Annotated in this window: 20 protein-coding genes and 1 pseudogene; 5 read left to right on the top strand and 16 right to left on the bottom strand. The window is 70.2% G+C overall.

The window, feature by feature from the left end; all coding sequences use genetic code 11:
* Positions 1-13 precede the first annotated feature (13 nt).
* Complete coding sequence (locus tag ACFY1L_RS19925; RefSeq protein WP_388825523.1) at positions 14-1,531, bottom strand: glutamate-cysteine ligase family protein; 1,518 nt, start codon at positions 1,529-1,531, stop codon at positions 14-16.
* A gap of 551 nt (positions 1,532-2,082) precedes the next feature.
* Here ACFY1L_RS19925 and ACFY1L_RS19920 point away from each other — a divergent pair.
* The 3 genes from ACFY1L_RS19920 (at position 2,083) to ACFY1L_RS19910 (ending at position 4,547) form a co-directional block, all read left to right on the top strand.
* Positions 2,083-2,667 (top strand): hypothetical protein, encoded by a 585-nt coding sequence (locus ACFY1L_RS19920; protein WP_388825520.1) that lies wholly within the window; start codon positions 2,083-2,085, stop codon positions 2,665-2,667.
* A 387-nt stretch (positions 2,668-3,054) separates the two neighbouring features.
* Positions 3,055-3,261, top strand: a complete 207-nt coding sequence (locus tag ACFY1L_RS19915; RefSeq protein ID WP_361256963.1) for a DUF5999 family protein — start codon at positions 3,055-3,057, stop codon at positions 3,259-3,261.
* 236 nt (positions 3,262-3,497) lie between these two features.
* Positions 3,498-4,547: a LacI family DNA-binding transcriptional regulator gene (locus ACFY1L_RS19910; protein ID WP_388825516.1), complete on the top strand. Its 1,050-nt coding sequence runs from the start codon at positions 3,498-3,500 to the stop codon at positions 4,545-4,547.
* Between the two features lies 1 nt (position 4,548).
* Here the strand turns inward: ACFY1L_RS19910 and ACFY1L_RS19905 are convergent, their stop codons facing one another.
* The 7 genes from ACFY1L_RS19905 to ACFY1L_RS19875 form a co-directional block, all read right to left on the bottom strand.
* Positions 4,549-5,595: an endo-1,4-beta-xylanase gene (locus tag ACFY1L_RS19905; protein ID WP_388825514.1), complete on the bottom strand. Its 1,047-nt coding sequence runs from the start codon at positions 5,593-5,595 to the stop codon at positions 4,549-4,551.
* A 52-nt stretch (positions 5,596-5,647) separates the two neighbouring features.
* Complete coding sequence (locus tag ACFY1L_RS19900) at positions 5,648-6,481, bottom strand: carbohydrate ABC transporter permease (RefSeq protein WP_388825511.1); 834 nt, start codon at positions 6,479-6,481, stop codon at positions 5,648-5,650.
* Positions 6,478-7,476, bottom strand: coding sequence for a carbohydrate ABC transporter permease (locus tag ACFY1L_RS19895; RefSeq protein ID WP_388825508.1), 999 nt, complete (start codon positions 7,474-7,476; stop codon positions 6,478-6,480). Before ACFY1L_RS19895 ends, ACFY1L_RS19900 begins: the two co-directional genes overlap by 4 nt.
* Positions 7,477-7,482: 6 nt before the next feature.
* A complete protein-coding gene (locus ACFY1L_RS19890) occupies positions 7,483-8,778 on the bottom strand; it encodes an extracellular solute-binding protein (RefSeq protein ID WP_388825505.1) in 1,296 nt (431 codons plus the stop codon).
* A 180-nt stretch (positions 8,779-8,958) separates the two neighbouring features.
* Positions 8,959-10,413: a glycoside hydrolase family 43 protein gene (locus ACFY1L_RS19885; RefSeq protein ID WP_388825502.1), complete on the bottom strand. Its 1,455-nt coding sequence runs from the start codon at positions 10,411-10,413 to the stop codon at positions 8,959-8,961.
* Between the two features lie 111 nt (positions 10,414-10,524).
* The gene (gene lysA / locus ACFY1L_RS19880) at positions 10,525-11,859 is read right to left on the bottom strand and encodes a diaminopimelate decarboxylase (RefSeq protein ID WP_388825499.1); all 1,335 of its coding nucleotides are present in this window, start codon (positions 11,857-11,859) and stop codon (positions 10,525-10,527) included.
* A 14-nt stretch (positions 11,860-11,873) separates the two neighbouring features.
* Positions 11,874-12,209: an SAV_915 family protein gene (locus ACFY1L_RS19875; RefSeq protein ID WP_388825496.1), complete on the bottom strand. Its 336-nt coding sequence runs from the start codon at positions 12,207-12,209 to the stop codon at positions 11,874-11,876.
* Between the two features lie 295 nt (positions 12,210-12,504).
* On the opposite strand from ACFY1L_RS19875, the pseudogene ACFY1L_RS19870 reads away from it, so the two are divergent.
* Positions 12,505-12,823, top strand: a pseudogene (locus tag ACFY1L_RS19870) (universal stress protein); the annotation flags it as partial.
* 41 nt (positions 12,824-12,864) lie between these two features.
* Here ACFY1L_RS19870 and ACFY1L_RS19865 read toward each other — a convergent pair.
* The 6 genes from ACFY1L_RS19865 to ACFY1L_RS19840 all read right to left on the bottom strand — a co-directional run bounded on the left by ACFY1L_RS19865 (position 12,865) and on the right by ACFY1L_RS19840 (position 20,221).
* On the bottom strand, positions 12,865-13,548 hold the full coding sequence (locus ACFY1L_RS19865) for a response regulator (protein ID WP_388825493.1): 684 nt from the start codon (positions 13,546-13,548) through the stop codon (positions 12,865-12,867).
* Between the two features lie 86 nt (positions 13,549-13,634).
* Positions 13,635-14,267 carry a potassium-transporting ATPase subunit C gene (locus ACFY1L_RS19860; RefSeq protein WP_388825490.1) on the bottom strand — a complete coding sequence of 211 codons (633 nt, stop codon included), beginning with the start codon at positions 14,265-14,267 and terminating at the stop codon, positions 13,635-13,637.
* A gap of 5 nt (positions 14,268-14,272) precedes the next feature.
* Positions 14,273-16,396 carry a potassium-transporting ATPase subunit KdpB gene (kdpB, locus tag ACFY1L_RS19855; RefSeq protein WP_388825487.1) on the bottom strand — a complete coding sequence of 708 codons (2,124 nt, stop codon included), beginning with the start codon at positions 16,394-16,396 and terminating at the stop codon, positions 14,273-14,275.
* Complete coding sequence (kdpA, locus tag ACFY1L_RS19850; RefSeq protein ID WP_388825484.1) at positions 16,393-18,057, bottom strand: potassium-transporting ATPase subunit KdpA; 1,665 nt, start codon at positions 18,055-18,057, stop codon at positions 16,393-16,395. The genes kdpB and kdpA overlap by 4 nt, the downstream gene beginning before the upstream one ends.
* An 8-nt stretch (positions 18,058-18,065) precedes the next feature.
* Positions 18,066-18,155: a K(+)-transporting ATPase subunit F gene (kdpF, locus tag ACFY1L_RS19845; RefSeq protein ID WP_016434100.1), complete on the bottom strand. Its 90-nt coding sequence runs from the start codon at positions 18,153-18,155 to the stop codon at positions 18,066-18,068.
* Positions 18,156-18,388: 233 nt separating this feature from the next.
* On the bottom strand, positions 18,389-20,221 hold the full coding sequence (locus ACFY1L_RS19840; RefSeq protein ID WP_388825481.1) for an APC family permease: 1,833 nt from the start codon (positions 20,219-20,221) through the stop codon (positions 18,389-18,391).
* A 272-nt stretch (positions 20,222-20,493) separates the two neighbouring features.
* On the opposite strand from ACFY1L_RS19840, the gene ACFY1L_RS19835 reads away from it, so the two are divergent.
* Positions 20,494-21,051 carry a hypothetical protein gene (locus ACFY1L_RS19835; RefSeq protein ID WP_388825478.1) on the top strand — a complete coding sequence of 186 codons (558 nt, stop codon included), beginning with the start codon at positions 20,494-20,496 and terminating at the stop codon, positions 21,049-21,051.
* A gap of 10 nt (positions 21,052-21,061) precedes the next feature.
* Here ACFY1L_RS19835 and ACFY1L_RS19830 read toward each other — a convergent pair whose 3' ends face one another.
* Together ACFY1L_RS19830 and ACFY1L_RS19825 are read right to left on the bottom strand one after the other, a co-directional pair.
* A complete protein-coding gene (locus ACFY1L_RS19830; RefSeq protein ID WP_388825475.1) occupies positions 21,062-22,909 on the bottom strand; it encodes an NAD-binding protein in 1,848 nt (615 codons plus the stop codon).
* A gap of 324 nt (positions 22,910-23,233) precedes the next feature.
* Positions 23,234-25,771, bottom strand: coding sequence for an ATP-binding protein (locus tag ACFY1L_RS19825; RefSeq protein WP_388825471.1), 2,538 nt, complete (start codon positions 25,769-25,771; stop codon positions 23,234-23,236).
* Positions 25,772-25,828: the final 57 nt, after the last annotated feature.

Genomic DNA, 25,828 nt, shown 5'->3' with positions numbered 1-25,828 from the left:
GCTCCGCCCGCTCTCACCCGATCGGCACGGGCTCCGGCAACCCCACCGGCCACGTGTGCACCGGGTCCCCCATGTGCATCAGCTCGCTGTACCTGCGGGTCGTGGCCGCCAGTGCGGAATCCCGCGACAGGCCCGCCTCCAGTGCCCGGTGGAAGGTCGCGGCCTGCCAGGACGCGCCGTTGACCCGGCGCCGGCAGCGCTCGTCGATGACGCCGAGGTACAGATCCCGGTCGGCGGGCTCCACCCCCCATGCGTCCAGGCCGGCCTCGGCGAGCGGCAGCAGTTCGTCGCGTACGAGGCTCACCGCGTCGACCTCGGCCATGCCCCCGTACCGGCCGCGGCGCGGCCACTGCAACCGTGCGTCGATGCCGTGTTTGCAGGCGGCGTCGAAATTGGCGGCGGCCGCCTCGAAGGACATTCGGGTCCACACCGGCCGCGACTCCTCGGCGAGGGCGCGGACGAGGCCGTAGTAGAAGGCCGCGTTGGCGATGACGTCGGTGATGGTGGGGCCCGCGGGCAGTACGCGGTTCTCGACGCGCAGATGCGGGACGCCGTCGGCGATGCCGTAGACCGGGCGGTTCCAGCGGTACACCGTGCCGTTGTGCAGGACGAGTTCGTGGAGCTTCGGGACTCCGCCCTCGTCGAGGACCTTCAGCGGGTCCTCCTCGTCGCAGATCGGCAGGAGGGCCGGGTAGTAGCGCAGGTTCTCCTCGAACAAGTCGTAGGCGGAGGAGATCCAGCGCTCCCCGAACCAGGTGCGCGGGCGCACGCCCTGGGCCTGCAGCTCCGGGGGCCGGGTGTCGGTGGACTGCTGGAACAGCGGGGGCCGGGACTCGCGCCACAGCTCACGGCCGAACAGGAAGGGCGAGTTGGCGCCGACGGCGATCTGTGCGGCGGCGACGGCCTGGGCGGCGTTCCAGACGTCGGCGAAGCGGCCCGGGGTGACCTGGAGATGCAGCTGCACGGAGGTGCAGGCGGCCTCCGGCGCTATCGACTTCGAGCTGCAGGTCAGCCGCTCCACGCCGTCGATGTCGAGGACGAAGTCCTCGCCGCGGGCGGCCACGATCTGCTCGTTGAGCAGGGCGTAGCGGTCGACGTCGGAGAGGTTCGAGGAGACCAGGTCGTCCCGGTCGAGCGTCGGCAGAATGCCGATCATCACGATTCCCGCGTCGAGCTCGCCCGCTTTTCGGTCGGCATATGCCAGCGAGGTGCGGAGTTCCTCCGCGAGCCGGTCGAATACCCGCCCGCCCAATCGGTGTGGGGCTATGTTGACTTCCAGATTGAACATGGCGAGTTCTGTTTGGAAATCTCGGCTCGCGATCCGTTCCAGGACCTGCGCATTGAGCATTTTCGGCATACCGTCGGCGCCGGTCAGATTCAATTCGATCTCCAGCCCCATGAGATTCTTCGGGCGGTCGAACCGCTTCTGGGCCAGGAGCCGCTCGAGCCCCGTCAGGCACCTGCGGAGCTTGTCGCGGTACTGCTGCCGATCGGAGAGGTCGAACCGACCTGCCACGACCTTCTCCCCCATGGAAGCGTCCCTCCTTGCATGGGCGGACCGATCCTCCGGCCGCCGGCCTCCGGGTCACGTGGGATGATGCCCAGCCGAGCCGATCGATAACGTCCCGCCCGGGCCCGGCGACCGCTACTCTGGTCGGACATGACCGGCGGCACATTCACCGGGCATGATGCACAGTGCGGTTTCTGGCCGCCTACGAACTCGTGAAAAACGCCGACGAGAATTGGCCGACCGCTTCGCGGGTATTTTCCGAGGTCACCGGCGTGAGGTCACTTCGGAATCGGGATGATTCCCACGTATCGCCGACCGTATACACCCTTGCCGGGTGCACCGGAAACGGCTAGATGAAACACCGTCTGAACACATGTCGTATAAACTCCGCGAACAAGGCAGAGGGTTGGCGCCCCGGTCATGGAACCTGCCGTCCAGGTGACGTACGGCAGGCCTCACCCACGCTCACCGTGCCCAGACCCCGGTCACCGCCTCTCTCGCCTCGTGAGCAGACAGCGCCGTCCGCCCCCGCCCTCGCGCCACCGTGCCTGTCGAATGAGAGGCGACCCACCATGCCGCTGCATGTCCCCCCGGCTCCTGCGCCCGCCCTTCGCACCGTCCTCACCGCCCTCGGTTCGCCCACCGCGGTCCGCGAGGCCCGAACCCCGTCCCTGCTGCACTCCCAGGGCCCCGCCACTCCCGAACTCCCGCTTCCGGTACACGTATTGGACGAGCTCACCCCCGCGGGTGCATCCGCCACCCGGCTGACCGGGTGGCGTTTCCTGATCCGCTGCGGCGACCGCGCGGTGGCCGCGGCCGAGACCATGCTGACCCCCGACGGCTGGGCCTTCTCGCGCTTCTTCGAGGGCCCCTACATCGCCTCCACCGAGCGCGCACTGCGCCAGGCCGAGACGATGAAACAGCCCTACCAGCCGCGCCTGCTGTCGGTGCCGAGCCTGTACATGCTCACGCTGTGGCTGCACGGCGACTGCACGGCGGACGGCGCCACCGGCCACCCCGCCGCGACCGACCTGCTCGTCCCGCTGGCGCCGGCACCGCCCGGCATCGCGGCGCACCGCCCGCACCGGGTCGCCGAGCTGCTCCCGGTGCTCACCCATCGGGTGACTCCCGTCCCGCTGCTGGGCTCGCCCGCCTGAAATCGCCCGTCGCGAGGACCTTCGTACCCCGCCCCCGTATTTCCGGGTGGCGGGGTACTTTGCTTTTCCCGGCCACAATGCGCTCGTACGAGCAATTGACTGCTCGTACGAGCCGAAAATAGCCCCTGACCTGTAAGGACTAGCCCCATCCGGCCACCGCGAACCACCCGAAATGACAGTGCAGTTGGACTGAACCGTCCGCGCGGGTGATGCGTCCTCAACCTGTGAGAAGCGGTGCTGCGAAATGCCTGCGGATTGACGCCCGTGGGGCAACACTGGGACTGGACCGACTTATCACTACGGGGGGCGGCCATGAACGGAGCTTCAAGCCGCGGGACAGACACAACAGCCATCTCACACATCACGACAGAGCGAAAGATCCCATCAATGTGCCAGCACCAGCCACCGTGTCCGACAGCCGACTCCGCCGACCGGGAATCCGCCCGACTTGTGGCGCACCACCCGGAGCAGGGATGGAGCCTGCTGTGCAACGGCGTTCTGCTTTTCGAGGACACCGGTGAGCTCCTGCCCGACGGCCAGATCATCGCCCCGCACCGCCCGCTGGGCGCCGGCAAGGTGATGACGGCCGCCTGAGGCGGACCCGGGCGGTGCGTCACATCGCCCGGAGTACTTGAGGGGCCGGTCGCGGTCACGTCGCGAACCGGCCCCGACGCATGTCCGGGGGCGATCACTCCCCGTAGTTACTCGTGCGTAATGCGGTCGTCGCTCTCCCCACGGCCTTCCCACAGCGCGATCTCCCTTCCCACGGGCGCCCGTTTTCCGGAAGACTTCTGGAAGTTTCGAGGCAAGTGTCGACGGAGGTGGGGGAATTGGTCGCTCACGAGGCCGGGGCCGAGGAGGCGTCCGAGGTCCGGGGCAGGGTCACGATCACGGAGATCGCCCGGCAGGCCGGCGTCTCGGTCCCGACGGTGTCCCGGGTCGTCAACGGCCGGTCCGACGTGTCGCCCAGGACCCGGGCCAAGGTCGAGGACCTGCTGCTCCGGTACGGCTACCGCAAGCGCACCGCGGCCTCCGCTCCCGGCGCCGCCCTGCTCGACCTGGTCTTCAACGACCTCGACAGCCCCTGGGCGGTCGAGATCATCCGCGGTGTCGAGGAGGTCGCGCACGCGGCCGGCGTCGGCACCGTGGTGTCCGCGATCCACGGCCGCTCCGGCGACGCCCGCGAATGGATGCGCAATCTCAGGGCCCGCGCCTCCGACGGGGTCATCCTGGTCACCTCGGCCCTGGAACCGGTCCTGCACGAGGAGCTGCGCGCCCTCGGCGTCCCGCTGGTGGTCGTCGACCCGGCGGGCTCCCCCGCCCTGGACGTGCCGACCATCGGCGCCGCCAACTGGTCGGGCGGCATGGCGGCCACCGAGCACCTGCTGTCGCTGGGCCACCGCAGGATCGGCCTGATCGCCGGGCCGCCCCGGCTGCTGTGCTCCCGCGCCCGCCTCGACGGCTACCGCGCCGCCCTGGAGGGCGCCGGCATCGCACTCGACGAAACCCTCGTCGTCCCCGGCGACTTCCACCCCGAGTCCGGCTTCACCGGCTGCAACGCCCTCCTCGACCTGCCCGAGCCGCCGACCGCTCTCTTCGCGGCGAGCGACCAGATGGCGCTCGGCGCGATCGAGGCGCTGCGCCGCCGGGGCCTCAGGGTGCCGGAGGACATGAGCGTGGTCGGTTTCGACGACCTTCCGGAAGTGCGCTGGTCGGCTCCGCCGCTGACGACCGTGCGCCAACCGCTCGCCGACATGGGCAAGTTGGCCGTCCGCACGGTCCTCAGACTGGCCCGCGACGAACAGCCCGACTCGCCCCGGGTGGAGCTGGGCACGGAACTGGTGGTGCGGTCGAGCACCGCACCACCGTCGACCGCGTGAACTACTTCAGCGCGTCCCTGATCGCGAAGTACGCCGGTTTCGGCTGCAGTTGCTCGTCCCAGGGCAGCGCGGCACCCTCACCGGGGAAGAACGCCGGGATCCAGGAGTACTTGTCCGTGTAGTCCCATACGGTGATGCCGACGCACCGGCGGACGGCCAGGCACGCCTTGGTCAAATCCCGGTACCAGTCGGCCTGTTGGGCCAGCTTCTCCTCGGTCGCGGGCAGGATCATGCGTATGTCGACCTCGGTGAGCGCGGTGTCCAGGCCGAGCCGGGAGAAGCGGCGGAGGTTGTCCTCCAGGGTGGTCGGATAGCCGTACTGCAGGGCCAGATGGGCCTGGAGGCCGATGCCGTCGAGCGGGACGTGCCGCGCCTGGAGGTCCTTGGCCAGCTGGTAGTAGGCGTCCGACTTCGGGCCGACGGCCTCGATGTTGTAGTCGTTGAGGTAGAGCTTGGCGTGCGGGTCGGCCTGGTGGGCCCAGCGCAGGGCGTCGGCGATGTAGCCGGGGCCGAGCGTCTTGTACCAGATGGTCTCGCGGTAGGTGCCGTCCTCGTTGAACGCCTCATTGACGACGTCCCAGGAGTAGACCTTGCCGCGGTAGTGCCGTACTTCGGTCTGGATGTGCTTCTTCAGTACGGCCCTCAGCTCGTCCGCGGTCCATTCGCGGCCGGTGAGCCAGCTGGGCAGCTGGCTGTGCCAGACCAGGGTGTGGGCGCGGACCCGCTGATGGTTCTTGCGGGCGAGGTTCACGATCTCGTCGCCGTTCGTCCAGTCGAAGACGCCCTGTTGGGGCTCGGTGGCGTACCACTTCATGCCGTTGCCGGGCGTGATCATGTCGAACTCGCTGCCGAGCAGTGCCGTGTAGGCGGTGTCGGTGAGTTCGGGGTTGTCGGTGGCGCTGCCGAAGTAGCGGCCGTGGCGCTGGGCGAGTTCGGCGAGGGTGGCGGGTGTGGCGTGCGCCTGGGCGGGCGAGCCGGTGGCGATGCCGGCCGCGACGAGGACGGCGGCGAACGCGCCGGCGAGTCTCAGTCGGGTGGTCTTGCGCATGGTGCGACTCCTCACGGTGTGGGGTGCGGGGCCGTACGTCCGCGGGCGCGCGTCATCCCTTCGTGGCGCCGGCGGTGAGGCCGCCGACGAGCTGGCGCTCGGCGACCGAGTAGAAGGCGAGGGCGGGGACCATTGCCAGGACGAGATACGCGAAGACCCGGGCGTAGTCCGCCGAGTACTGGCCCTGGAACTGCTGGACGCCGATGGGCAGCGTCCACCAGGTGTTGTCGGTGAACACCAGCAGCGGCAGGAAGAAGTTGTTCCAGCTGGTGACCACGGCGAGCACGGAGACCGTGCCGAGCGCGGGCCGCGCCATGGGCAGCAGCACCCGCCAGAAGAACCCGAAGGAGCTGCAGCCGTCGAGGGTGGCCGCCTCCTCCAGCTCGCCGGGGATCTGCCGGAAGAAACCGCGCAGGATGATGATGGTCATCGGCAGCCCGAAGGCGACCTGCGGCAGGATCACGCCGAGCGGGTTGTCCAGCAGGTCCATGGAGCGCAGCAGCAGGAACAGCGGCAGCGCGGCCACCGCGAAGGGGAACATCAGCCCCATCGTGAAGAAGGTGAACAGCAACTCCCGCCCGCGGAAGGCGAACCGGGCGAAGGAGAAGGCCGCGAGCGCGGACACGGCGACCACCAGCACGGTCGTCGCCACCGCGATCAGCGTGCTGTTGCCGAGCAGCCGCCAGAAGTCGCCCGAACCGAGGATGTCCGTGTAGTTCCCGCTCAGCCAGTGGTCGGGCAGCCCGAAGGGGTTGCTGGAGAGCTCGTCGGTGGACTTGAAGCCGGACAGGACGGCGTACACGAGGGGTACGACCATCACCGCGCCGACGAGCACGAGGATCAGGTGCAGTGGCAGGGTCCGTGCGGCACCGGTCTTGCGGGTCATCTCCCGTCCCCCCTCATCGTCGTGGTGGCCCCTTCGAGGTCGCGGCGGAGCACGAACCGCTGGTAGGCGAGGGCGAAGACAAGGCAGATGCCGAACATGACCACACTGATCGCGCTTGCGTAGCCGACCTGATAGCGCTTGAAGCCGTACTGGAACATGGTCACGGCCATCGTCTCGGAGTGGTGGTCGGGGCCGCCCTGGGTGACCACCCAGACCAGGTCGAAGAGCTGGATCGACCCGATGACGGACAGGAAGATGCTGATGCGCAGGGTGGGTGCGAGCAGCGGCAGGGTGACGTTGCGGAACCGCTGCCAGGGGCCCGCCCCGTCGATGAGCGCCGCCTCGGTCAACTCGGCCGGGATGGACTGGAGTCCGGCCAGGCAGAGCATCATGTGGAAGCCGAAGTACTTCCACGTCATGACCAGGAAGAGGGTCGCCATCACGTAGGAGGGATCGGCGAACCACTCCCCGCCCAGGCCGTCGAGGCCGATGCTGCCGAGGACGTGGTCGGCGAGTCCGTCGTCCGGGGCGAAGATCATGCTGAACAGCACACCGGTGATGGCCTCGGACAGGACGTACGGCGCGAAGAACAGCATCCGGTACACGGCCCGGCCGCGCAGCCGCTGGTTGAGCGCGACCGCCATGGCGAGCGCGAACGGCAGCTGCAGCACGAGCGACAGCACGACCAGGATCAGGCAGCGCCACAGGTCGCCGAGGAAGACGTCGTCCTGGAAGAGGCGGGTGAAGTTGTCGCCGCCGACGTAGTCGGAGGGCATGCCGAAGCCGCCCCAGCGGAAGAAGGCGGCGTACAGCGCGAACAGCATCGGCAGCAGGACCAGGCCGATGAACAGCACCAGCGCGGGCACCTGGAAGGCGACCGCGGTGAGCCAGTTCAGCAGGCGCCGACGCGCCCGTCCCCGGGCCGACTTGGCGGCCGGGGAGGTGCGGGCGACGTCGGGACCCGTCCGCTTGTCCGGGAGGAAGGTCGAGGTCATCTCCGGTTACTGCTCTTCCTTCGCGGTCTTCGTGATCGACTGCGTGACCTGCTCGGGGGACTTGGAGCCGGCGATGAGCGCGGCCACGCTGTCGTTGACCTCCTGGCCGACGGCGGGGGCGTACGCCTGGTCGAGGAAGAGCTGGAAGCCGGTGGCGGCCTTCAACTGGGCTTGTACGGCCTTGATGTTGGGGTCGGAGAGGGCGCTGTCTGCAGCCGGGACGACCGGGATGGTGCCGGTCTTCTTCACCAGTTCGACGTCGGTGGACTCGGAGGCGAAGAACTTCAGGAAGTCGACGGCCGCCTGCGGGGCGCCCTTGCGCAGGGCGTGTCCGCCGCCACCGCCGAACACCTCGGTGATCGCACCCTTTCCGCCCTCGACGGCGGGGAACGGGAAGAACCCGAGGTTCTTGCCGAGTCCCTTGCCGGCGTCGGCCTCCACGCTCGGGGCCCACTGGCCCATCAGCTCCATGGCCGCCTTGCCGTTGCCGACGGTCGCGGCCTGCCCGGTCGGGGTGGAGTACGCGGCGCCGAGGAACCCCTTCTGGAACGGCTGGAGTTGGACCAGGTCCTTCAGGTGCTGCCCGGCCTGCGCGAGTCCGGGGGCGGTGAAGTCCTTGTCGTCGCTGGCCTTCTGGAGCGCGTCGATGCCGGCGGTGCGCATCGCGAGGTAGGCCCAGTAGTACATGCCGGGCCACTTCTCCTTCCCCGCGAGGGCGAGCGGGGTGATGCCCTTGGCCTGCAGCTTCTTCACGGCGTCGAGGAAGCCGCTCCAGGTCGTCGGGGGCTTGGTGATGCCGGCCTGCTTGAAGAGCGCCTTGTTGTACCAGAAGCCGATCATGCCGATGTCGAACGGGATGGCGTACGTCTTGTCGTCGAGGATGTACGCCTTCTTCGCCACCGGCAGCAGGCCGTCGGCCCATGGCTTGGTCTTGTCGGTGAGGTCCTCGACGAGCCCGGCGTCGACCTGCTGCTTGAGGACGCCGCCGCCCCAGGTGTGGAAGATGTCGGGGAGCTTCCCGGAGGCGGTCAGCGCCGTCATCTTCGACTTGTAGGCGTCGTTCTCGAGCTGGACGATCTTTATCTTCACCTTCGGGTTCTGGGCCTCGAACTTCTTGGCCAGACCCGCCCAGACGGTCTTGGCGGGCTCGGTGGTGGAGATGTTCCACCACTCGATGGTGGTCGTCCCGTCCGACGACCCTCCGTCCGAGTCGCCGCCGCATGCACTCAGTGCCGTCATGCCCAGGCCGGCCGCGGCGGAGGCCGCCAGGAAGCCGCGGCGGGACAGTGCCCGGTCGCCCATTTTGCGCTCCTTGGGTAGGGACGGCGCGTCCACGACCGTCCGCTGGGACCGAAAGTTTCGGAGTAGATCCAGAAAGCTTCGCTGTTGCCGCACCCTAGAGACAGCTCCCAAACGGTGGCAACCCCTTGAACACGGTGAATCTGCGGCCGACATGAGCGGCCCGGAGGGGCGCTGACGCGCTCAGGCGCCGTCCGTCGGGAGGTACTCGAACCAGTCGAGGGCCGCGCTGCCCTCGGTGACGTACATGCCGATCACCCGGCCGGTGAAGCCGCCTGCGACCTGCGTGGAGAGGTAGCGGCCGTCGAGCTCGGCGAGCGGTTCGCCACCGTCGGCCGAGAAGGCGATCGTGTCGGGGCCGAGGTCGGCCGTGCGGATGTCGACGGTCAGGGTGACCGGCCCCGACGGCAGCGGACGGCGGGCGAGTTCCTGCCGCACCGGACCGATGCGGGCGATCACGCCGACCTCTCCCCCGGCGATCTCGAGGTCGTAATGATGGGCCTCGTCCATGCGCACCGAGAGCCCGGCGCGGCCCGACCCGGGGTCGAGGCGGGCGGCGATCCGGCACTCCGGATGCTGCTGCCGGCGTCCGACGAAGGTGTGGCCCGGCAGGTCGAGGCTGCCGCCCGTCGCGTGCAGGGTCAGCCATCCCGGCCGCTCGCTCAGCGACCAGCAACTGCGCGGCCTGCGGCGCGGGGAGATCCAGTGCGGGGCGAGGTCGGCGGCGTCGAAGTCGTCGCGCGGCGGCTCGGGTTGGAGGGGATGGCAGGCCGCCGGTGCGGGACGGCGCTCCAGCACCGGGGCGATCCGCGGCCAGCCGTCGACCCACTCGACCGGGGTCAGGAAGGTCTCCCGGCCCAGGACGTGGAAGCCCGGAAACCAGCCGCGCGGACGGGTGCCCAGCAGCACCGCCCACCAGGTGCCGTCCGGTGCCTGGACCAGGTCCGCGTGGCCGGTCGACTGGACGGGACGACCGGTGCTGCGGTGGGTGAGGATCGGGTTGTCGGGCGCCGGTTCGTACGGGCCGCGCGGTGAGCGGGCGCGGGCGACGGAGACGCTGTGGCCGAGGCCGGTGCCGCCCTCGGCGAGCATCAGGTACCACCAGTCGCCGATGCGGTAGAGATGCGGGGCCTCCGGGTCCTGCATCCCGGACCCGGACCACACCGACAGCGGCCCTTCCAGCACCTTTCCCGTCACCGTGTCGATGCGGGCGACCGAGACTCCGGCGAGCGCGCACCAGCAGGAGCCGTCCTCGTCCCAGGCGAGGTCGGGGTCGATGCCGGGCAGGTCGATCCACACCGGGTCGGACCACGGCCCCTCCGGCCGCTCACTGGTGACCAGGAAGGTGCCGCCGCCGTCGACATTGGTGGTGATCATGTGGAAGCGGCCGTCGTGGTACCGGATCGTCGGCGCGTAGATGCCGCCGGAGGCCCGCGCGGTGTCCGGCAGGTCCAACTGCCCCGGCCGGTCCAGTACGTTGCCGATCTGCCGCCAGTGCACGAGATCGCGGCTGTGGAAGAGCGGGACGCCGGGAAAGTACTCGAAACTGGAGCAGACCAGGTAGTAGTCCTCGCCGACCCGGCAGACGCTGGGGTCGGGGTGGAAGCCACCGATGACGGGGTTGTCGTACATCCGCATGCGCGTCAGCCCTCCGGTCCCACTGCCGAAACATTCGATCCTGCTGGCGAACATTACGGAGCGGACTGTACGAGGGTGTCAGGACGGGGACAAGGCGGTAGCGGGCGGGCTCTAGAGGCCGACGTCGCGGCTGCGGATGTCCTCCAGGGACTCCCGGCGGACCAGCAGCCGGGCGTGGCCGTCGGCCACGGCCGCCACGGGAGGGCGGCCGACCAGGTTGTAGGCGGACGCCATGGAGAGGTGGTACGCGCCTGCCACGGGGACGGCGAGCAGGTCCCCGGGGCGTATGTCGTCCGGGAGCCGGACGTCGGCGGCGACGATGTCGCCGGCCTCGCAGTGCCGGCCGACCACGGTCACCGGGGCCCGGGTCGCGCCGGCGCGGCGGCCGATCAGGCGGGGTGAGTAGCGCACGCCGTAGAGCGCGGGCCGCGGGTTGTCGCTCATGCCGCCGTCCACGGCCACGTAGGTGTGCTCGCCGGTGCGCTTCACCGCCAGGACGCGGTACACGGCGACCCCTGCCGGGCCCGCGACCGCCCGGCCCGGCTCGATGACCAGGCGGGGCACGGGCAGCCCTGCCGACGCACATGCCTCGGCCAGCTCGCCGCGGACCTTGCGGGCCAGCAGGGGCAGATCCAGGGCCTGCTCGCCGGGGCGGTAGGCGATGCCGTGGCCGCCGCCGAGGTCGAGTTCGGGCAGGACGAGGCCGTGTTGTTCGTGCAGGCGGGCCATGAGGCCGACCATGCGGCGTACGGCCGCGAGATACGGCTTCACGCTGGTGATCTGCGAGCCCAAGTGGCAGTGCAGTCCGGTCAGTTGGAGCTGCGGCTGGTCCAGTATCCGGGCGATGGCGTACTGGGCGTAGCCGTCGGAGATGGACAGGCCGAACTTCTGGTCCTCGGTGCCGGTGCGGATCTTGTTGTGTCCGCCGGCGCTGATGCCCGGTACCACCCGCACCATGACCTTCTGGTGCCCGCCGGGGCCGACCGCGGCCGCCAGCCGCGCGATCTCCGACGGGCTGTCGATGACGATGCGGCCGACGCCCAGGCGCAGTGCGCTCTCCAGGTCGCGCGGGGACTTGGCATTGCCGTGCAGGGTGATCCGCTCCGGCGGGAAGCCGGTGGTGACCGCGAGTTCGAGCTCTCCGGCCGAGCAGACGTCCAGGCCCAGGCCCTCCTCGGCCATCCAGTGGACCATGGCCCGGCACAGGAACGCCTTGGCCGCGTACAGGACTTCGGCCTCGGGGAAGGTCTGCCGGTAGGTACGGCAGCGGTCGCGCACCTCGGCCTCGTCGAGGACGTAGACCGGGGTGCCGAAGCGGTCGGCGACCTCGGTGAGCGGTACGCCGCCCACGGCGAGGTCGCCCGGGTGCGGCTCGGTGGTGGAGGCGGGCCACACCGACAGCTCCTCGGCGTCGGTGGTGACCGTGGGTTCGTGAACGGTGGTCATCGTGTGCCGCCCCCTCAAGCGATGCGCAGTGACATAACAGGTGCAACGGGAACGACCGGCGCGGCGGCCGGCGCCGCGAACCGGGGGTCCAAGGTGAGCCCGGTGACGCCGAGCGGCTCGGTCAGCGCGCGCAGCGCGGGCTCGGCGAGCCTGATCCACGCCTGGTCGGGGCCGAGGGTCGAGGTCAGGTTGCGTACGGAGGTGAAGGCGACGGCCGTGCGGTCGCCGAGGGGCGTGCGGAAGAGCCGGGCCGCGCAGCCCGAGGGTCCCGGCCGGACCGGAACGAACAGAGGTCCGGCCGGGAAGCGATCGGAGGGTTCGGGGTCTTCGCCGCACAGGATGTCTGTCATGGGGGAGGTCTCCTGGGTGATCCGGGGGGTGCGTGGGAGGGGTGGGAGCGCCCCGGACGCGGGGAGGCGGACCGGGGCTCGCCGCTCACGCTATGCCCGTTCACCCGGGGGTTCGGGCACCTCATGACGCGATGCTGACGGCGATCGGGCGGACGCTGACGAGACGCTGACGCTGGGGCCGGACGGGGTGGTCACGAGCCGTGGACCAGGCGTGGGATGGAGACGGGCCCGTAGCGTCGGCTCCCGGAAGGACGCGTCGCGGGGCCGTCGGGCACGCGTGAAGAACGGTGGAGCCATGTCTCATTCCGACGGCATCCTGCCCGCCCGGGTCGTGGTGGGCGTGAGCGGTTCCCTGAGCAGTCTCACCGCGCTGCGCCGCGCCGCCGCCGAGGCCCGGTGCCGTGGCGCCGAGCTGTGGCCGGTGCCGGCCTGGGAGCCGTCGGGCGGGGAACGTCGTCCGGGGCACACCGGGTCCGGCGCTGACCGGGACCGCCGACCGGGAGACCGACCTGCTGGTCGTCGGCGCCGGCCGGCGCGGCGTCCCGCACCGCGCGTTCCCCTCGACGAGCCGCTACTGCCTGGCCCACGCCACCTGCCCGCTCCTCGCGGTGCCATGAGACGGCGCCGCGGGACGCATGAGGGGCGCCTGTCATGTTCAGCCTTCGAAGCGGTAACCCATGCCGGGTTCGGTGATGAGGTAGCGCGGGTGCGCGGGGTCCGTCTCCAGCTTGCGGCGCAACTGGGCCATGTAGACCCGCAGATAGTTGCTCTTGTTGCTCTGGGACACCCCCCAGACCTCCTGCAGCAGGTACTTCTGCGTGATGAGCCGGCCAGGATTGGTGATCAGGATCTCCAGCAGATGCCATTCCGTCGGCGTCAGCCGTACGTCGCGCTGACCGCGGACGACCCGCTTGGCGAGCAGGTCGACGGTGAAGTCGTCGGTCTCGACCCGGGTGGTCTCGGGCGCGAGCGGGGTCTCCGCCACGCGGCGGACGGCGGCCCGCAGCCGGGCCATGAGCTCGTCCATACTGAAGGGTTTGGTGATGTAGTCGTCGGCGCCCGCGTCGAGTGCGGCGACCTTCTCGTCGGAGGCCTGACGCGCGGACAGCACCAGCACCGGCACCCGGGTCCAGCCGCGCAGGGCCCTGATGACGTCGACGCCGTCCATGTCGGGCAGTCCGAGATCCAGTATCACCACGTCCGGTTGGCGTGCGGCCGCCAGTCGCAGGGCCGTGGTCCCGTCGGGGGCCGCGTCCACCCCGTACCGGCGTGCCTGCATGTTGATCACGAGGGCCCGTACCAGCTGCGGGTCGTCCTCCACCACCAGCACCCTGGTCATGGGTGTACGCCTTTCTCGACGGCTGCGGGAGCCGGCGGATCCGGATGGTTCCGGCCGCCGGCTCCCGCTCGGGTCACGTAACGCCATCAGCTCTTGGCCACAAGGTCCTTGAGCGCGATGTTGAGCTCGAGGACGTTCACGCGGGGCTCGCCGATGAAGCCGAGGGTGCGGCCGTCGGTGTGGTCCTCGACCAGCTTCTCGACCTGCGCGACGGACAGTCCGTTCTTCTCGGCGACCCGGTGGACCTGGAGTTCGGCGTAGGCCGGAGAGATGTCCGGGTCGAGACCAGAGCCGGAAGAGGTGACCGCGTCAGCGGGAACCTGGGATGGCCTGACCTTGTAGTCGGCCGTCGAGTTGTCCTTGACGACCTTGGCCTTCGCCTCCTTCACCCACTTGATGAGTTCGGCGTTGTCGGCGGAACGGTTGGTGGCGCCGGAAAGGATCAGCTTGTACTGGGTGTTGACCGAGTTCTCACCGAGACCGTTGGCCGGGCGCGGCTGGAAGTACTTGAGGCTGTACCCCTGTTGACCGATCAGCGAGGAACCGACCACCTTGCCGTCCGACTTGATCTCGGAGCCGTTCGCCTTGTTGTGGAACAGCGCCTGGGCCACACCTGTGACGGCCAGCGGATAGATCACGCCTGTTAGCAGAGTCAACACCAACAGCGCCCGCAGGCCCGCCCCGAGCAACCGGGCTGTGTTTGCAATGGAGTTGTTCATGGCGATCAACCGATTCCGGGGATCAGGGAGATGAGCAGGTCGATGAGCTTGATGCCGATGAAGGGCGCGATCAGCCCTCCGATGCCGTAGAGGGTGAGGTTGCGCCGGAGCATCCTGTCCGCGCTCACCGGCCGGTACTGCACGCCCTTCAGGGAGAGCGGCACCAGCGCGATGATGATCAGCGCGTTGAAGATGACCGCGGAGAGGATCGCGGAGTCCGGCGAGGACAGGCCCATGATGTTGAGCTTGTCCAGGCCCGGGTACACGGCCGCGAACAACGCGGGGATGATCGCGAAGTACTTCGCGACGTCGTTGGCGATCGAGAACGTCGTCAACGCACCCCGGGTGATGAGGAGTTGCTTGCCGATCTCGACGATCTCGATGAGCTTGGTCGGGTTGGAGTCGAGGTCGACCATGTTGCCGGCCTCCTTGGCGGCCGACGTACCGGTGTTCATCGCCACACCGACGTCCGCCTGGGCCAGCGCGGGCGCGTCGTTCGTACCGTCACCGGTCATCGCGACGAGCTTGCCGCCGGCCTGCTCCCGCTTGATGAGCGCCATCTTGTCCTCGGGAGTCGCCTCCGCGAGGAAGTCGTCGACGCCCGCCTCCTCGGCGATCGCCTTGGCCGTCAACGGGTTGTCACCCGTGATCATGACGGTCTTGATGCCCATGCGGCGCAGCTCGTCGAACCGTTCGCGCATGCCGTCCTTGACGACGTCCTTCAGGTGGATGACACCGAGCACGCGGGCCCCGTCGGCGTCCTCGATCGCGACCAGCAGCGGCGTGCCGCCCGCCTCGGAGATCCGGTCCGTCAACTCCTGGGCGTCCCGGGCGACTTCACCACCGCGTTCCGTGACCCAGGCGATGACCGAACCGGCGGCTCCCTTGCGGATCTTCCTGCCGTCGACGTCGACACCGGACATCCGGGTCTGCGCGGTGAAGGGGATCCACTCGGCACCGGCCAACTCGCCCTGGTGGCGCTCGCGCAGACCGTACTTCCCCTTCGCCAGTACGACGATGGAGCGGCCCTCGGGCGTCTCGTCGGCCAGCGACGACAGCTGGGCGGCGTCGGCCACCTCGGCCTCCGTCGTACCGCTCACCGGCACGAACTCGGCGGCCTGCCGGTTGCCCAGGGTGATGGTGCCGGTCTTGTCGAGCAGCAGGGTGGACACGTCACCGGCGGCCTCGACCGCGCGACCCGACATCGCCAGGACGTTGCGCTGCACCAGCCGGTCCATGCCCGCGATGCCGATGGCCGACAGCAGAGCCCCGATCGTGGTCGGGATCAGGCAGACCAGCAGCGCCACCAGCACGACCATCGTCAGATGCGTGCCCGCGTAGTCGGCGAACGGCGGCAGCGTGGCACAGGCCAGCAGGAACACGATCGTCAGTGACGCCAACAGGATGTTGAGCGCGATCTCGTTGGGCGTCTTCTGCCGGGCCGCGCCCTCGACCAGGTTGATCATCCGGTCGATGAAGGTCTCGCCGGGCTTCGTCGTGATCTTGATGACGATGCGGTCGGACAGCACCTTCGTACCGCCGGTGACGGCCGAACGGTCACCGCCGGACTCGCGGATGACGGGCGCCGACTCGCCGGTGATCGCCGACTCGTCGACGGATGCGACGCCCTCGACGACGTCACCGTCGCCGGGGATGATGTCGCCCGCCTCGCAGACTACCAGGTCACCGATCTTCAGCTCGGTGCCGGGCACCTGCTCCTCCAAGTCGCCCACCAGCCGCCGCGCCACCGTGTCGGTCTTGGCCTTGCGCAGGGTGTCGGCCTGCGCCTTGCCGCGGCCCTCGGCGACCGCCTCCGCCAGGTTGGCGAAGACCACGGTCAGCCACAGCCAGGCGCTGATCGCCCACCCGAACCAGTCGCCCGGGTCCTTGAAGGAGAAGACGGTGGTCAGGACGGAGCCGATCCACACCACGAACATCACGGGGGACTTGACCATCACCCGCGGGTCGAGCTTGCGGAAGGCGTCCGGCAGCGACTTCAGGAGCTGCTTGGGATCGAAGAGACCTGCGCCGACCCGGCCTTCGGGGGACTTGTGCCCGGTGGGTGCGTCCTGGTGGGGCGCGAGGGTGGGAGTGGACATGGAGTCCTGCTTCTTTACGTCGGTTGTCATGACGCCAGCCCCTCGGCCAGCGGCCCCAGCGCGAGGGCCGGGAAGTAGGTGAGACCGGTGATGATCAGGATCGCGCCCACCAACAGGCCGGTGAACAGCGGCTTTTCGGTGCGCAGGGTGCCCGCGGTGGCCGGCACCGGCTTCTGCTCGGCGAGCGAACCGGCCAGCGCCAGCACGAACACCATCGGCAGGAAGCGACCGAAAAGCATGGCCAGGCCCAGGGTGCTGTTGAACCACTGGGTGTCCGCGTTCAGACCCGCGAAGGCCGAGCCGTTGTTGTTGGCGGCCGAGGTGTAGGCGTAGAGGATCTCGGAGAATCCGTGCGCCCCGCTGTTGGTCATCGAGTGCGCCGGGGTGGGCAGAGCCATGGCGAAGGCGGTGAAGATCAGCACCAGGGCCGGTGTGATGAGGATGTAGCAGGCCGCCAGCTTGATCTCACGGGTGCCGATCTTCTTGCCCAGGTACTCGGGCGTACGCCCGACCATCAGACCGGCGATGAACACCGCGATCACGGCCATGATCAGCATGCCGTACAGGCCGGAGCCGGTGCCGCCGGGCGCGATCTCGCCCAGCATCATGCCGAGCATGGTGATGCCGCCGCCGAGGCCGGTGAAGGAGGAGTGGAAGGAGTCCACGGCACCGGTCGAGGTGAGCGTGGTCGCCGTCGCGAAGATCGAGGACGCGCCGACGCCGAACCGGGTCTCCTTGCCCTCCATCGCCCCGCCTGCGATCTGGAACGCCGGGCCGTGGTGGGCGAATTCGGTCCACATCATCAGGGCCGTGAAGCCGATCCAGATGGTGGCCATGGTCGCGAGGATCGCGTAACCCTGCTTGACCGAGCCGACCATGACACCGAAGGTGCGGGTCAGGGCGAACGGGATCACCAGGAGCAGGAAGATCTCGAAGAGGTTGGTGAAGGGCGTCGGGTTCTCGAAGGGGTGGGCCGAGTTGGCGTTGAAGTAGCCGCCGCCGTTGGTGCCCAGCTCCTTGATGGCCTCCTGGGAGGCGACCGCGCCGCCGTTCCACTGCTGCTGCCCACCCATGAACTGGCCGACCTCGTGGATGCCGGAGAAGTTCTGGATGGCACCGCAGGCCACCAGAACGATCGCGGCGACGAGGGCTCCGGGCAGCAGGATGCGGGTGACACCGCGCACCATGTCCGACCAGAAGTTGCCCAGTTCACCGGTGCGCGAGCGCGCGAAGCCCCGTACGAGCGCCACGGCGACGGCGATGCCGACGGCCGCGGAGACGAAGTTCTGCACGGCCAGACCGGCGGTCTGCACGACGTGGCCCATGGCCTGCTCGCCGTAGTACGACTGCCAGTTGGTGTTGGTCACGAAGGACGCGGCGGTGTTGAACGCCTGGTCCGGGTCGATGGCCTTGAAGCCGAGTGACAGCGGCAGGGCGCCCTGGAGGCGCTGCAGCAGGTAGAGGAAGACGACGCCGACCGCGGAGAACGCGAGGACACCGCGCAGGTACGCGGTCCAGCGCATCTCGGTGTCCGGGTTGGCACCGATGCCCTTGTAGATCCACTTCTCCACCCGCCAGTGCTTGTCGGAGGAGTAGACCTTGGCCATGTAGTTGCCGAGGGGGACGTAGGCGAGGGCCAGCGCGCCTATGAGGGCGAGCAGCTGGAGAGCGCCGGCGAGTACGGGACCCATGTCGTGGCTCAGAACCTCTCCGGGAAGATCAGGGCGAGGACGAGATAGCCCAGCAGGGCGACGGCCACGACCAGGCCGACGATGTTCTCGGCGGTCACAGCTTGGTCACCCCCTTGGCGACGAGGGCCACCAGCGCGAAGCACGCGATCGTGGTGACGACGAAGGCCAGATCGGCCATCGTGAACTCCTGGAGTGAGGTTCGTTGGACAGGGACGGTTAGAGGAAACCGCCTTGATGGCCGGATTCGACTGCCGTTGACGGGTCCCATACGGCGCTCTGCGCGCCTTTGACGGGTCTCTTACGGCGACTGCGCCGGGCTGTGACCTGGGGCTCAGAACAGCCGGAACCGCAGCCGGCAGATCACCGCGTCGGTCTCCCTGCGCACGGCATGGGCGACCACCGCGCCCCGTTGGTTCTGCAGCAGCCGCTGCCACAGCCGCTCGGGCTCCGTCTCCGGGATGAGCACGGTGACCCGGGTGGCCGGCTCGGCGGCCGACACCTCGCGGACGTAGGCGGCGATCGGGCGGCCGAGGGTGCGGCGCTCGCTGGCCAGCCGGACCAGGGGGACGCCGGGGTCCCAGTCCGTCCACGCGCGCTCCAGGGAGTGCATCTGGGCGCGGTCCTCGGGGTCTGGGTAGCAGACGGTGACCGCGCGGACCTCGTCGCCGAGGGAGGCGGCGGCCGTCAGGGCCTCCGAGGTGAGACGGGAGATCGACGAAACGGGCACGATCACGACCGAGCGGTCGCGGTGCGGGTGCTCGGGGATACGGCCCAGGCCCAGCCGCTCGCCGATCCGCCGGTAGGCACGGTGCACGGTCTCGAAGGCCGCGACCAGCAACGGCAGTGTGATCACGATCAGCCAGGCGCCCTCCTCGAACTTCGACGCCGTGACGACGATTGCCGCGACGCCGGTGAGGACGGCGCCGAACCCGTTGAGCAGCGCCTTGCCCTTCCAGCCGGGCCCGCGTTCGAGCCGCCAGTGCCGGACCATGCCGACCTGCGCGATGGTGAAGCCGACGAAGACGCCGATCGCGAACAGCGGCACCAGCGTGTTGGTGTCGCCGCCGGAGAACACCAGCAGCGCGGCCGACACCGCGGCCAGCGCCAGCACTCCGTGCCGGTGCACCTGGCGGTCCGCCTTCAGTGCGAACACGTGCGGCGCGTAGTTGTCACGGGCCAGCAGCTTCAGCAGCACCGGCAGCCCGCCGAAGGAGGTGTTCGCGGACAGCGCCAGCAGGATCATCGTCGCGAACTGGATGACGTAGAAAGCCCAGTTGTGGCCGAGCGAGGCGTCGGCGAGCTGGGCGAGGACGGTGACTCCCTGGACCGGCTGGAGGTGGAAGCGGGAGATCAGCACCGACAGGCCGATCAGCATCACGCCGAGCACCGCGCCGAGTGCGACCTCGGCCCGCTGGGCCCGCTTGACGCGCGGGACGCGGAAGGAGGGGACGGCGTTGGCGATCGCCTCGACGCCGGTCAGGGCGCTGCACCCGGAGGCGAAAGCTTTCAGCAGGAGCAGAACGCCCACGCTTGTGGCATTGCTTGACACCACAGAAGCGTGGTCAACCGTGTTCACAGGCTCATCGCGGAAAAGCCCGATCACAATCAGAGCGAAGATCGAACCGACGAACACGACCGTCGGCACGATGAACACCCGCGCCGAGTCGACGATCCCCCGCAGGTTCACAGCCGTGAGCAGCGTCAACACCACCAGGCACAGCCACAGCCGTTCACCATAGAGAGCCGGGAAGGCGGAGGTGAGCGCTGCGACGCCGGCTGTCACGGCCACGGCGACGTTGAGCACGTAGTCCAGGACGAGCGAGGCCGCCGCGACGAGGCTCGTCCGCGCCCCCAGGTGCGTCCTGGCCACCGCATAAGAGCCCCCGCCTTCCGGAAAGGCCGCGATCACCTGCCGGTACGAGGCGACCAGCACCGCCAGCAGGCCCGCGATGGCCAGGGTCACCGGCAGTGTGAAACCCAGCCCGTGGGCACCTGCCGCGGCCAGCACCAGCACGATGGCCTCGGGCCCGTACGCCACCGAGGCCATGGCGTCCAGGGACAGCGCGGCGAGGCCGGTGACGGCGGTGAGGCGGTGGCGCTCGCCGGTATCGGGCGGCTCCTCACCGGCGGGGACTGCGCCTGGTTCGGTGATCAGTACCGACATGGGGATGTGCTCCTTCGTGCAGCCTGCGTGCGGGTGAACAGCCGTGCGCGGCCATCGCGTCCGGTGCACCAAGGTTGTGTCCCGATGCCGGGCCCGCCGAGCGTCCCTTGCGCGTTCTTCGCGCCGAACCCCCGGTCTTTGACGCGTCCTTGACGGGTATGTGACTCATCAACGGACGGCCGCCGCTGCCTCGGCGTCAAGAAGGGAGAGCGGGCCGTATGGGTCCCGTCAAGGTCCGTTCCCTCACGTCGCGCGATCTCTAGCGTCGCCGTATGGCACACCGCGACGATGCGCGAGAGCACCGGTCCGGCACCTCCGCGCCGGAGTCCGGTCGGGCGGTCCACGACCGCCGCTGGAGGGGAGATCTGGTCGCCGCGATCCGCTGTGCCGCCGTACTCCTCGGACTGCTGCTCCTGATCGACCGGTGCGCGGGGAATCTGTCCCCCGGGCGCGGTGCGCTGTGGTCCGCGCTCGCGGTGCTGCTCTTCCTCCTGCTCTGCCCCGACCGGGTCCGCGCCGGCGAGGGCTGGCTGGCCTCGCGCCGGCTGCTGCGCACTCGAAGGGTCCGCACCGACCTGCTGGTGTCGGTGCGCCGCCTCGACGGGATCACCCAACGGCTGGTGCTCAGGGACGCCTTCGGCGAGCGCGTCGAACTCGACCCCCAGGTCCTCGTCCACAATCCCGACCTCTGGCACCGGCTCCACGAGGACGCCCGCAGGTCCCTCGCCCACGGCACCCTGCTGTGCGGGGCCACCGCGCTCGAGCGGATCTCGCAGCAGGTGGAGCGCGAGACGGCGCGGGCGGTGTTCGAGGTCTCCGATCTGAAGTGACGCCCTCGGCTCAACGTCGCGGCGGCAGGCCCGTCATCAGGATGTCCAGGCCGCGCCGCGTCGTCGCCAGGACCACCCGGTCGCCCGCCCGCAGCAGCCGGGCCTGCGCCGGACGCCAGTCGAAGTCCGTCCGGTCCAGGCGCGGCGCGGTGAGGGAGTCGCCGCCCGACGAGTCGGGGAGCGGTCCGGCGGCGGTCCCGACGGCCAGCACCCGCCACTCGTTCTCCCGGAACGCCTCGTGCACGGAGCGCCCCTCCAGCTCCGGGTGCCCGGCCACGTCCACGCAGGTGAACAGCAGGGACCCCCGCTCCACCGGCATCACCCCCAGTACATGGCGGCCCATCATCGCGGCGGCGAACGAGGGCGCGGCCAGCGCGGAAACGCTTCTGCTCCGGGTGAGGGCGTCCGGGTAGGAGGCGCGCAGGGTGCGCTGGACGGTCGCCGCGAAGTCGTCGTCGTACAGCCGCGTCACGACCCGCACCTGAGGGTTCGTCTCCCGGACGGCCATGACGATGTCGAGGTTCTGGCCGTCGTCGCGGGTGAGGACGAGCAGTGACCGGCTCTGCCGGACCCGGGCGAGTTCGAGCACTCCCGGAGCCGTGGCGTCCTCCAGGATCAGCGGTACGCCGAGTTGGCGGGCGAGGGCGGCGCCCCGGGCGTGCATGTCGCGCTCGATGGCCACCATCTGATGGCCGGTGGCGTGCAGCCGGGCCAGCACCCGGGTGCCGACCATGCCGAGGCCGACCAGGACGATGTGGCCGTTCACGTCGTCGTCGGGCGGATGGCTCGCGGAGGCGGTGCGGAAGGCGTCCGTGGCGTTCATGGTCGCGGCGACGACCATCGGGAGCACCGCCAACCCCACGAAGCCCGCGAGCAGTTGGAGCACTCGGCGGGCCACCGGTTCGTCGGTGGCCGGGTCGCCCATGGTGAAGATGTCCAGCAGCGGCAGGTAGACGTTCTTCCACCAGGGGTGCTCGTCGGCGAACAGCGCGGTGGCGGTCGAGAGCCCGACCACCACGGCCGCCAACGCCCCGTACACGGCCGCGAGTTGATGGGAGAGGAAGACCTTCCATGGCAGATGGGCGAGCCGTGCGCGCAGCCAGTTGCGGGGACGCGGGCGCCGGGCGCGGGCGTCCGGCTCGGAGGACTGCTGGGTGACCTCCTCCAGCATCAGCCGGCCGTGCGTGAACTGCCGGTGGTACGCGGTCTGTGTGTCGGGCAGCAGCTGGATGCCGTCCTCCCCCGGCGTCTCCGCGCTGTCCTGGCTCGCCGGGTCATCCTGGTGGGCGCCGGACAGGACCGCCAGGGTGGCCAGGTCGGTGACCTGCGACGGCGCCCCCGCAGCCCGTACGACACCGCGGAACACCTTGCCCTCGACCTGGAGGGTGTGTCCGTGGCCCACGGCGGCGGCCGCCACGAGTTCCGGTACGGCGGTGTCGGCGTCCGAGAGCACTGTGGTGGAGGTGTCGCGGGCGGGGTCGTCGCACAGTCCCGCCGCCCGGTCCAGCAGCCGTTCCAGATGCCGCCCGCGCTCGCGGTTGAACATGCGGACGACCAGCCGCACCGAGGGGTTGATGGTGCGGGCGAGCAGAGCCGCGGTCATGTTGACCTGGTCGTCCCGGTAGGTGAGGGCGAGCGCGGCGGCCCGCTGGATGCCCGCCGCCTTCAGGGTCCGCTCGTCCGGGCGCGCGGAGACGTGCAGTTCGACCGGCGAGTCCGGGTCGCGGTGCAGCGCGGCGATCCGGGCGCCGTGCTCGTCGCTCGCGGACGGCAGCACGACGGTGACGATCTCGCCGCACACGCCGTCCAGTTCGACGGCGAGCCGGTGCGCGAGTCCGTCGTCGCCACATATGACCATGTGCTGTGCTCGCTGTCCGGTCTCCGTGCGGATGGGGAGGGTTGACGTCACATCAGGCAGAACGGCGCGGGCCACGAAGGCAGTTCCGGCCGTGTACCTGACAGAGGCCAAGAGTGCGCCAAGATCATGCCAAGCCGGGCAGTACGCCGGTCACTTCTCAGCGAACCGGCCCCGCGGTGTCCAGGGCGGCCCCGGTCTGGTCGGAGTACCCCCGCCGTCCGGTTGCCGAGCGCGGAGACCGCGACCCCGACGATGACGAGGACCAGGTCGTCGTCCGCGTGCCGGAGGTGGTGTGGTGCGACCGCCACAGGCCGGCCGCGACAGTCATGGGGCGCCTCCCGCATTCCGCGCGCCACTGGTGCGCTGTTGATGGGTGAGGGCGATCCGCTCGGCGGCTTCGAGTCGCTCGGAGCGTTCGGCCAGCGGCAGCGACACCACCATCGTCAGCCCGCCGCCCGGGGTGTCCTCGGGGGTGAGCGTGCCGTCCATGGCCTCGGTCAGACCGCGGGCCAGGGCCAGCCCCAGGCCGAGGCCCCTGGAGTTGTCGGTGTCGCCGAGCCGCTGGAAGGGCTCGAAGAGACGGTCCCGGTCCGAGGACGGGAGGCCGGGACCGCGGTCCACGACGCGCAGTTCGACCCGGCCCGCGAGCACGCTGGCGGTCACCAGCACCCTGGCCCCGGGCGGGGTGTGACGGGCCGCGTTGCCCACCAGGTTGGCGATCACGCGTTCCAGCAGCGGCGGATCGGCCAGCACCTCGGGGACCGCCTCCACGTCTCCGACCTCGACGTCGGGGGTGTCCATCAGCGCGACGGGGAGGACCTCCTCCAGGGCGGTGGCCCGCAGGTTGAGTTTCAGCACACCCGCCTCCAGGCGGCTGAGATCAAGGAGGTTCTCGACCAGGCGGTTGAGCTTGGCCATGGACTCGTCGGCGGTGGCGAGGAGTTCGTCCCGGTCCTCCGCGGAGAACTGGACGTCACGGCTGCGCAGCGAGGTGACCGCGGCCCAGCCCGCGGCGAGCGGGGTGCGCAGATCGTGGCCCACGGCCCGCAGCAGCGCCGTACGCATGCGGTCTGCCGCACGCACCGGCTCTATCTCGGCGGCGGCCTCGGCCAACCGCGCCCGCTCCACCGCCGAGCCCACGTGCGCGGCGAAGGCGGCCAGGACGCGCCGCTCGGACGAGGAGAGCGTGCGGCCGTGCAGCACCAGGAAGGACCCGGGGCCGGCCGGGACGACCGTCGCCCCCTCCGCGGCGGGCGGCTCGTCGACCAGTTCCGCAGACTCCATGCCGAAGGTCTCCCGGGTCCGCTCCAGCAGCGCGGGGATGGTCTGGCCGCCGCGCACGATGCTGCCGGCGAGGGAGGACATGGTCTCCGCCTCGGCGGTGGCGCGGGCCGCGCGGCGCGACAGGCGCAGGGAGCGGTCGACGACGGCGGCCACCGTGGCGGCCACCACGGCGAAGACACCCAGTGCGATCAGCGCGTTGGGGTCGTCCAGCGTGAACTGGCCGATGGGCGGGATGAACCAGTAGTTCAGCAGCAGGGACGCCGTGACGGAGGCGATCACCGCGGAGACCACGCCGCCGATGCAGGCCACGCCCACCACCGCGAGCAGGAACAGCAGGGCCTCGCTGGTGAGATCGAGGGGCCCGCGCACATGCGCCAGGACAAAGGTGAGCAGGAACGGCAGCACCAGCCCCGCCACCGGCCCCGCGATCCGCCGGGACCTCGACAACGTACGGCGCCGGGACGGCAGCAGGGCGCCCCGGCCGGCCTGCTCGTGCGTGACCCGATGGACGTCGATGTCCCCGGAGAGCGCGACGACCGTCTCCCCCGTCCCGAGGCCCGTCAGGAACCGCTCCAGCCGTCCGCGCCGACTGGCGCCGAGGACGAGCTGGGTGGCGTTCTCCGCGCGGGCGAACTCCACCAGCGCGGTGGCCACATCGTCGCCGACGACCGAGTGGTAGCTGCCGCCGAGGTCCTCGACGAGCCGGCGCTGCCGGACCAGCGAGGCGTGCGAGACCCCGGCGGCCAGACCGTCGCTGCGGGCCACGTGCACGGCGAGCAGCTCACCGCCCGCCGACCGGTCGGCGATCCTGGCCGCCCGCCGCACGAGCGTGTCGCCCTCCGGACCGCCGGTCAGGGCGACCACCACCCGCTCCCGGGTCTCCCACACGGTCCCGATGGCGTGCTCGGCCCGGTAGCTGCTCTGCGCCTCGTCGACCCGGTCGGCCACCCACAGCAGCGCCAGCTGGCGCAGCGCGGTCAGGTTGCCGGGCCGGAAGTAGTTGGCGAGGGCCGCGTCGACCTTCTCGGGGGCGTAGATGTTGCCGTGGGCCATACGACGGCGCAGTCCCTCGGGCGGGATGTCGACCAGCTCGACCTGGTGGGCCCTGCGTACGACCTCGTCCGGCACCGTCTCGTGCTGCGGCACCCCGGTGATCTTCTCGACGACGTCCTTGAGGGACTCCAGGTGCTGGACGTTGACCGCGGTGATCACGTGGATGCCGGCGGCCAGCAGCTCCTCGATGTCCTGCCAGCGCTTGGGACTGCGGCCCTCGCCCGGCACGTTGGTGTGGGCGTACTCGTCGACGATCGCGACCTCCGGGCGGCGCGCGAGCACCGCGGCGAGGTCCATCTCCTCGAACCGCCCGCCCCGGTAGACGCATCGGGCCCGCGCCACCGTCTCCAGGCCGTCGAGCATCGCCTCCGTCAGCGGCCGCCCGTGGCACTCGGCGAACGCCACGACCACATCGGCGCCGCGGCCGGCCCGGCGGCGCCCCTCGTCGAGCATGCGGTACGTCTTGCCCACCCCCGGGGCCGCCCCGAGGTAGACCTTCAGCCGTCCGCGCCGTACGTCGTTCATCACCCCCAAGCGAAGCGCTCCGCCCCGCCTCGGGCCGGACATCTTGACGCGTCCCTG

Origin of the sequence: Streptomyces sp. NPDC001663 (genome assembly GCF_042893105.1) — a bacterium.
GTDB lineage: Bacteria > Actinomycetota > Actinomycetes > Streptomycetales > Streptomycetaceae > Streptomyces.
Note: the sequence above shows the minus strand (reverse complement) of the source record. Positions and strands in the feature narration are given on the sequence as shown.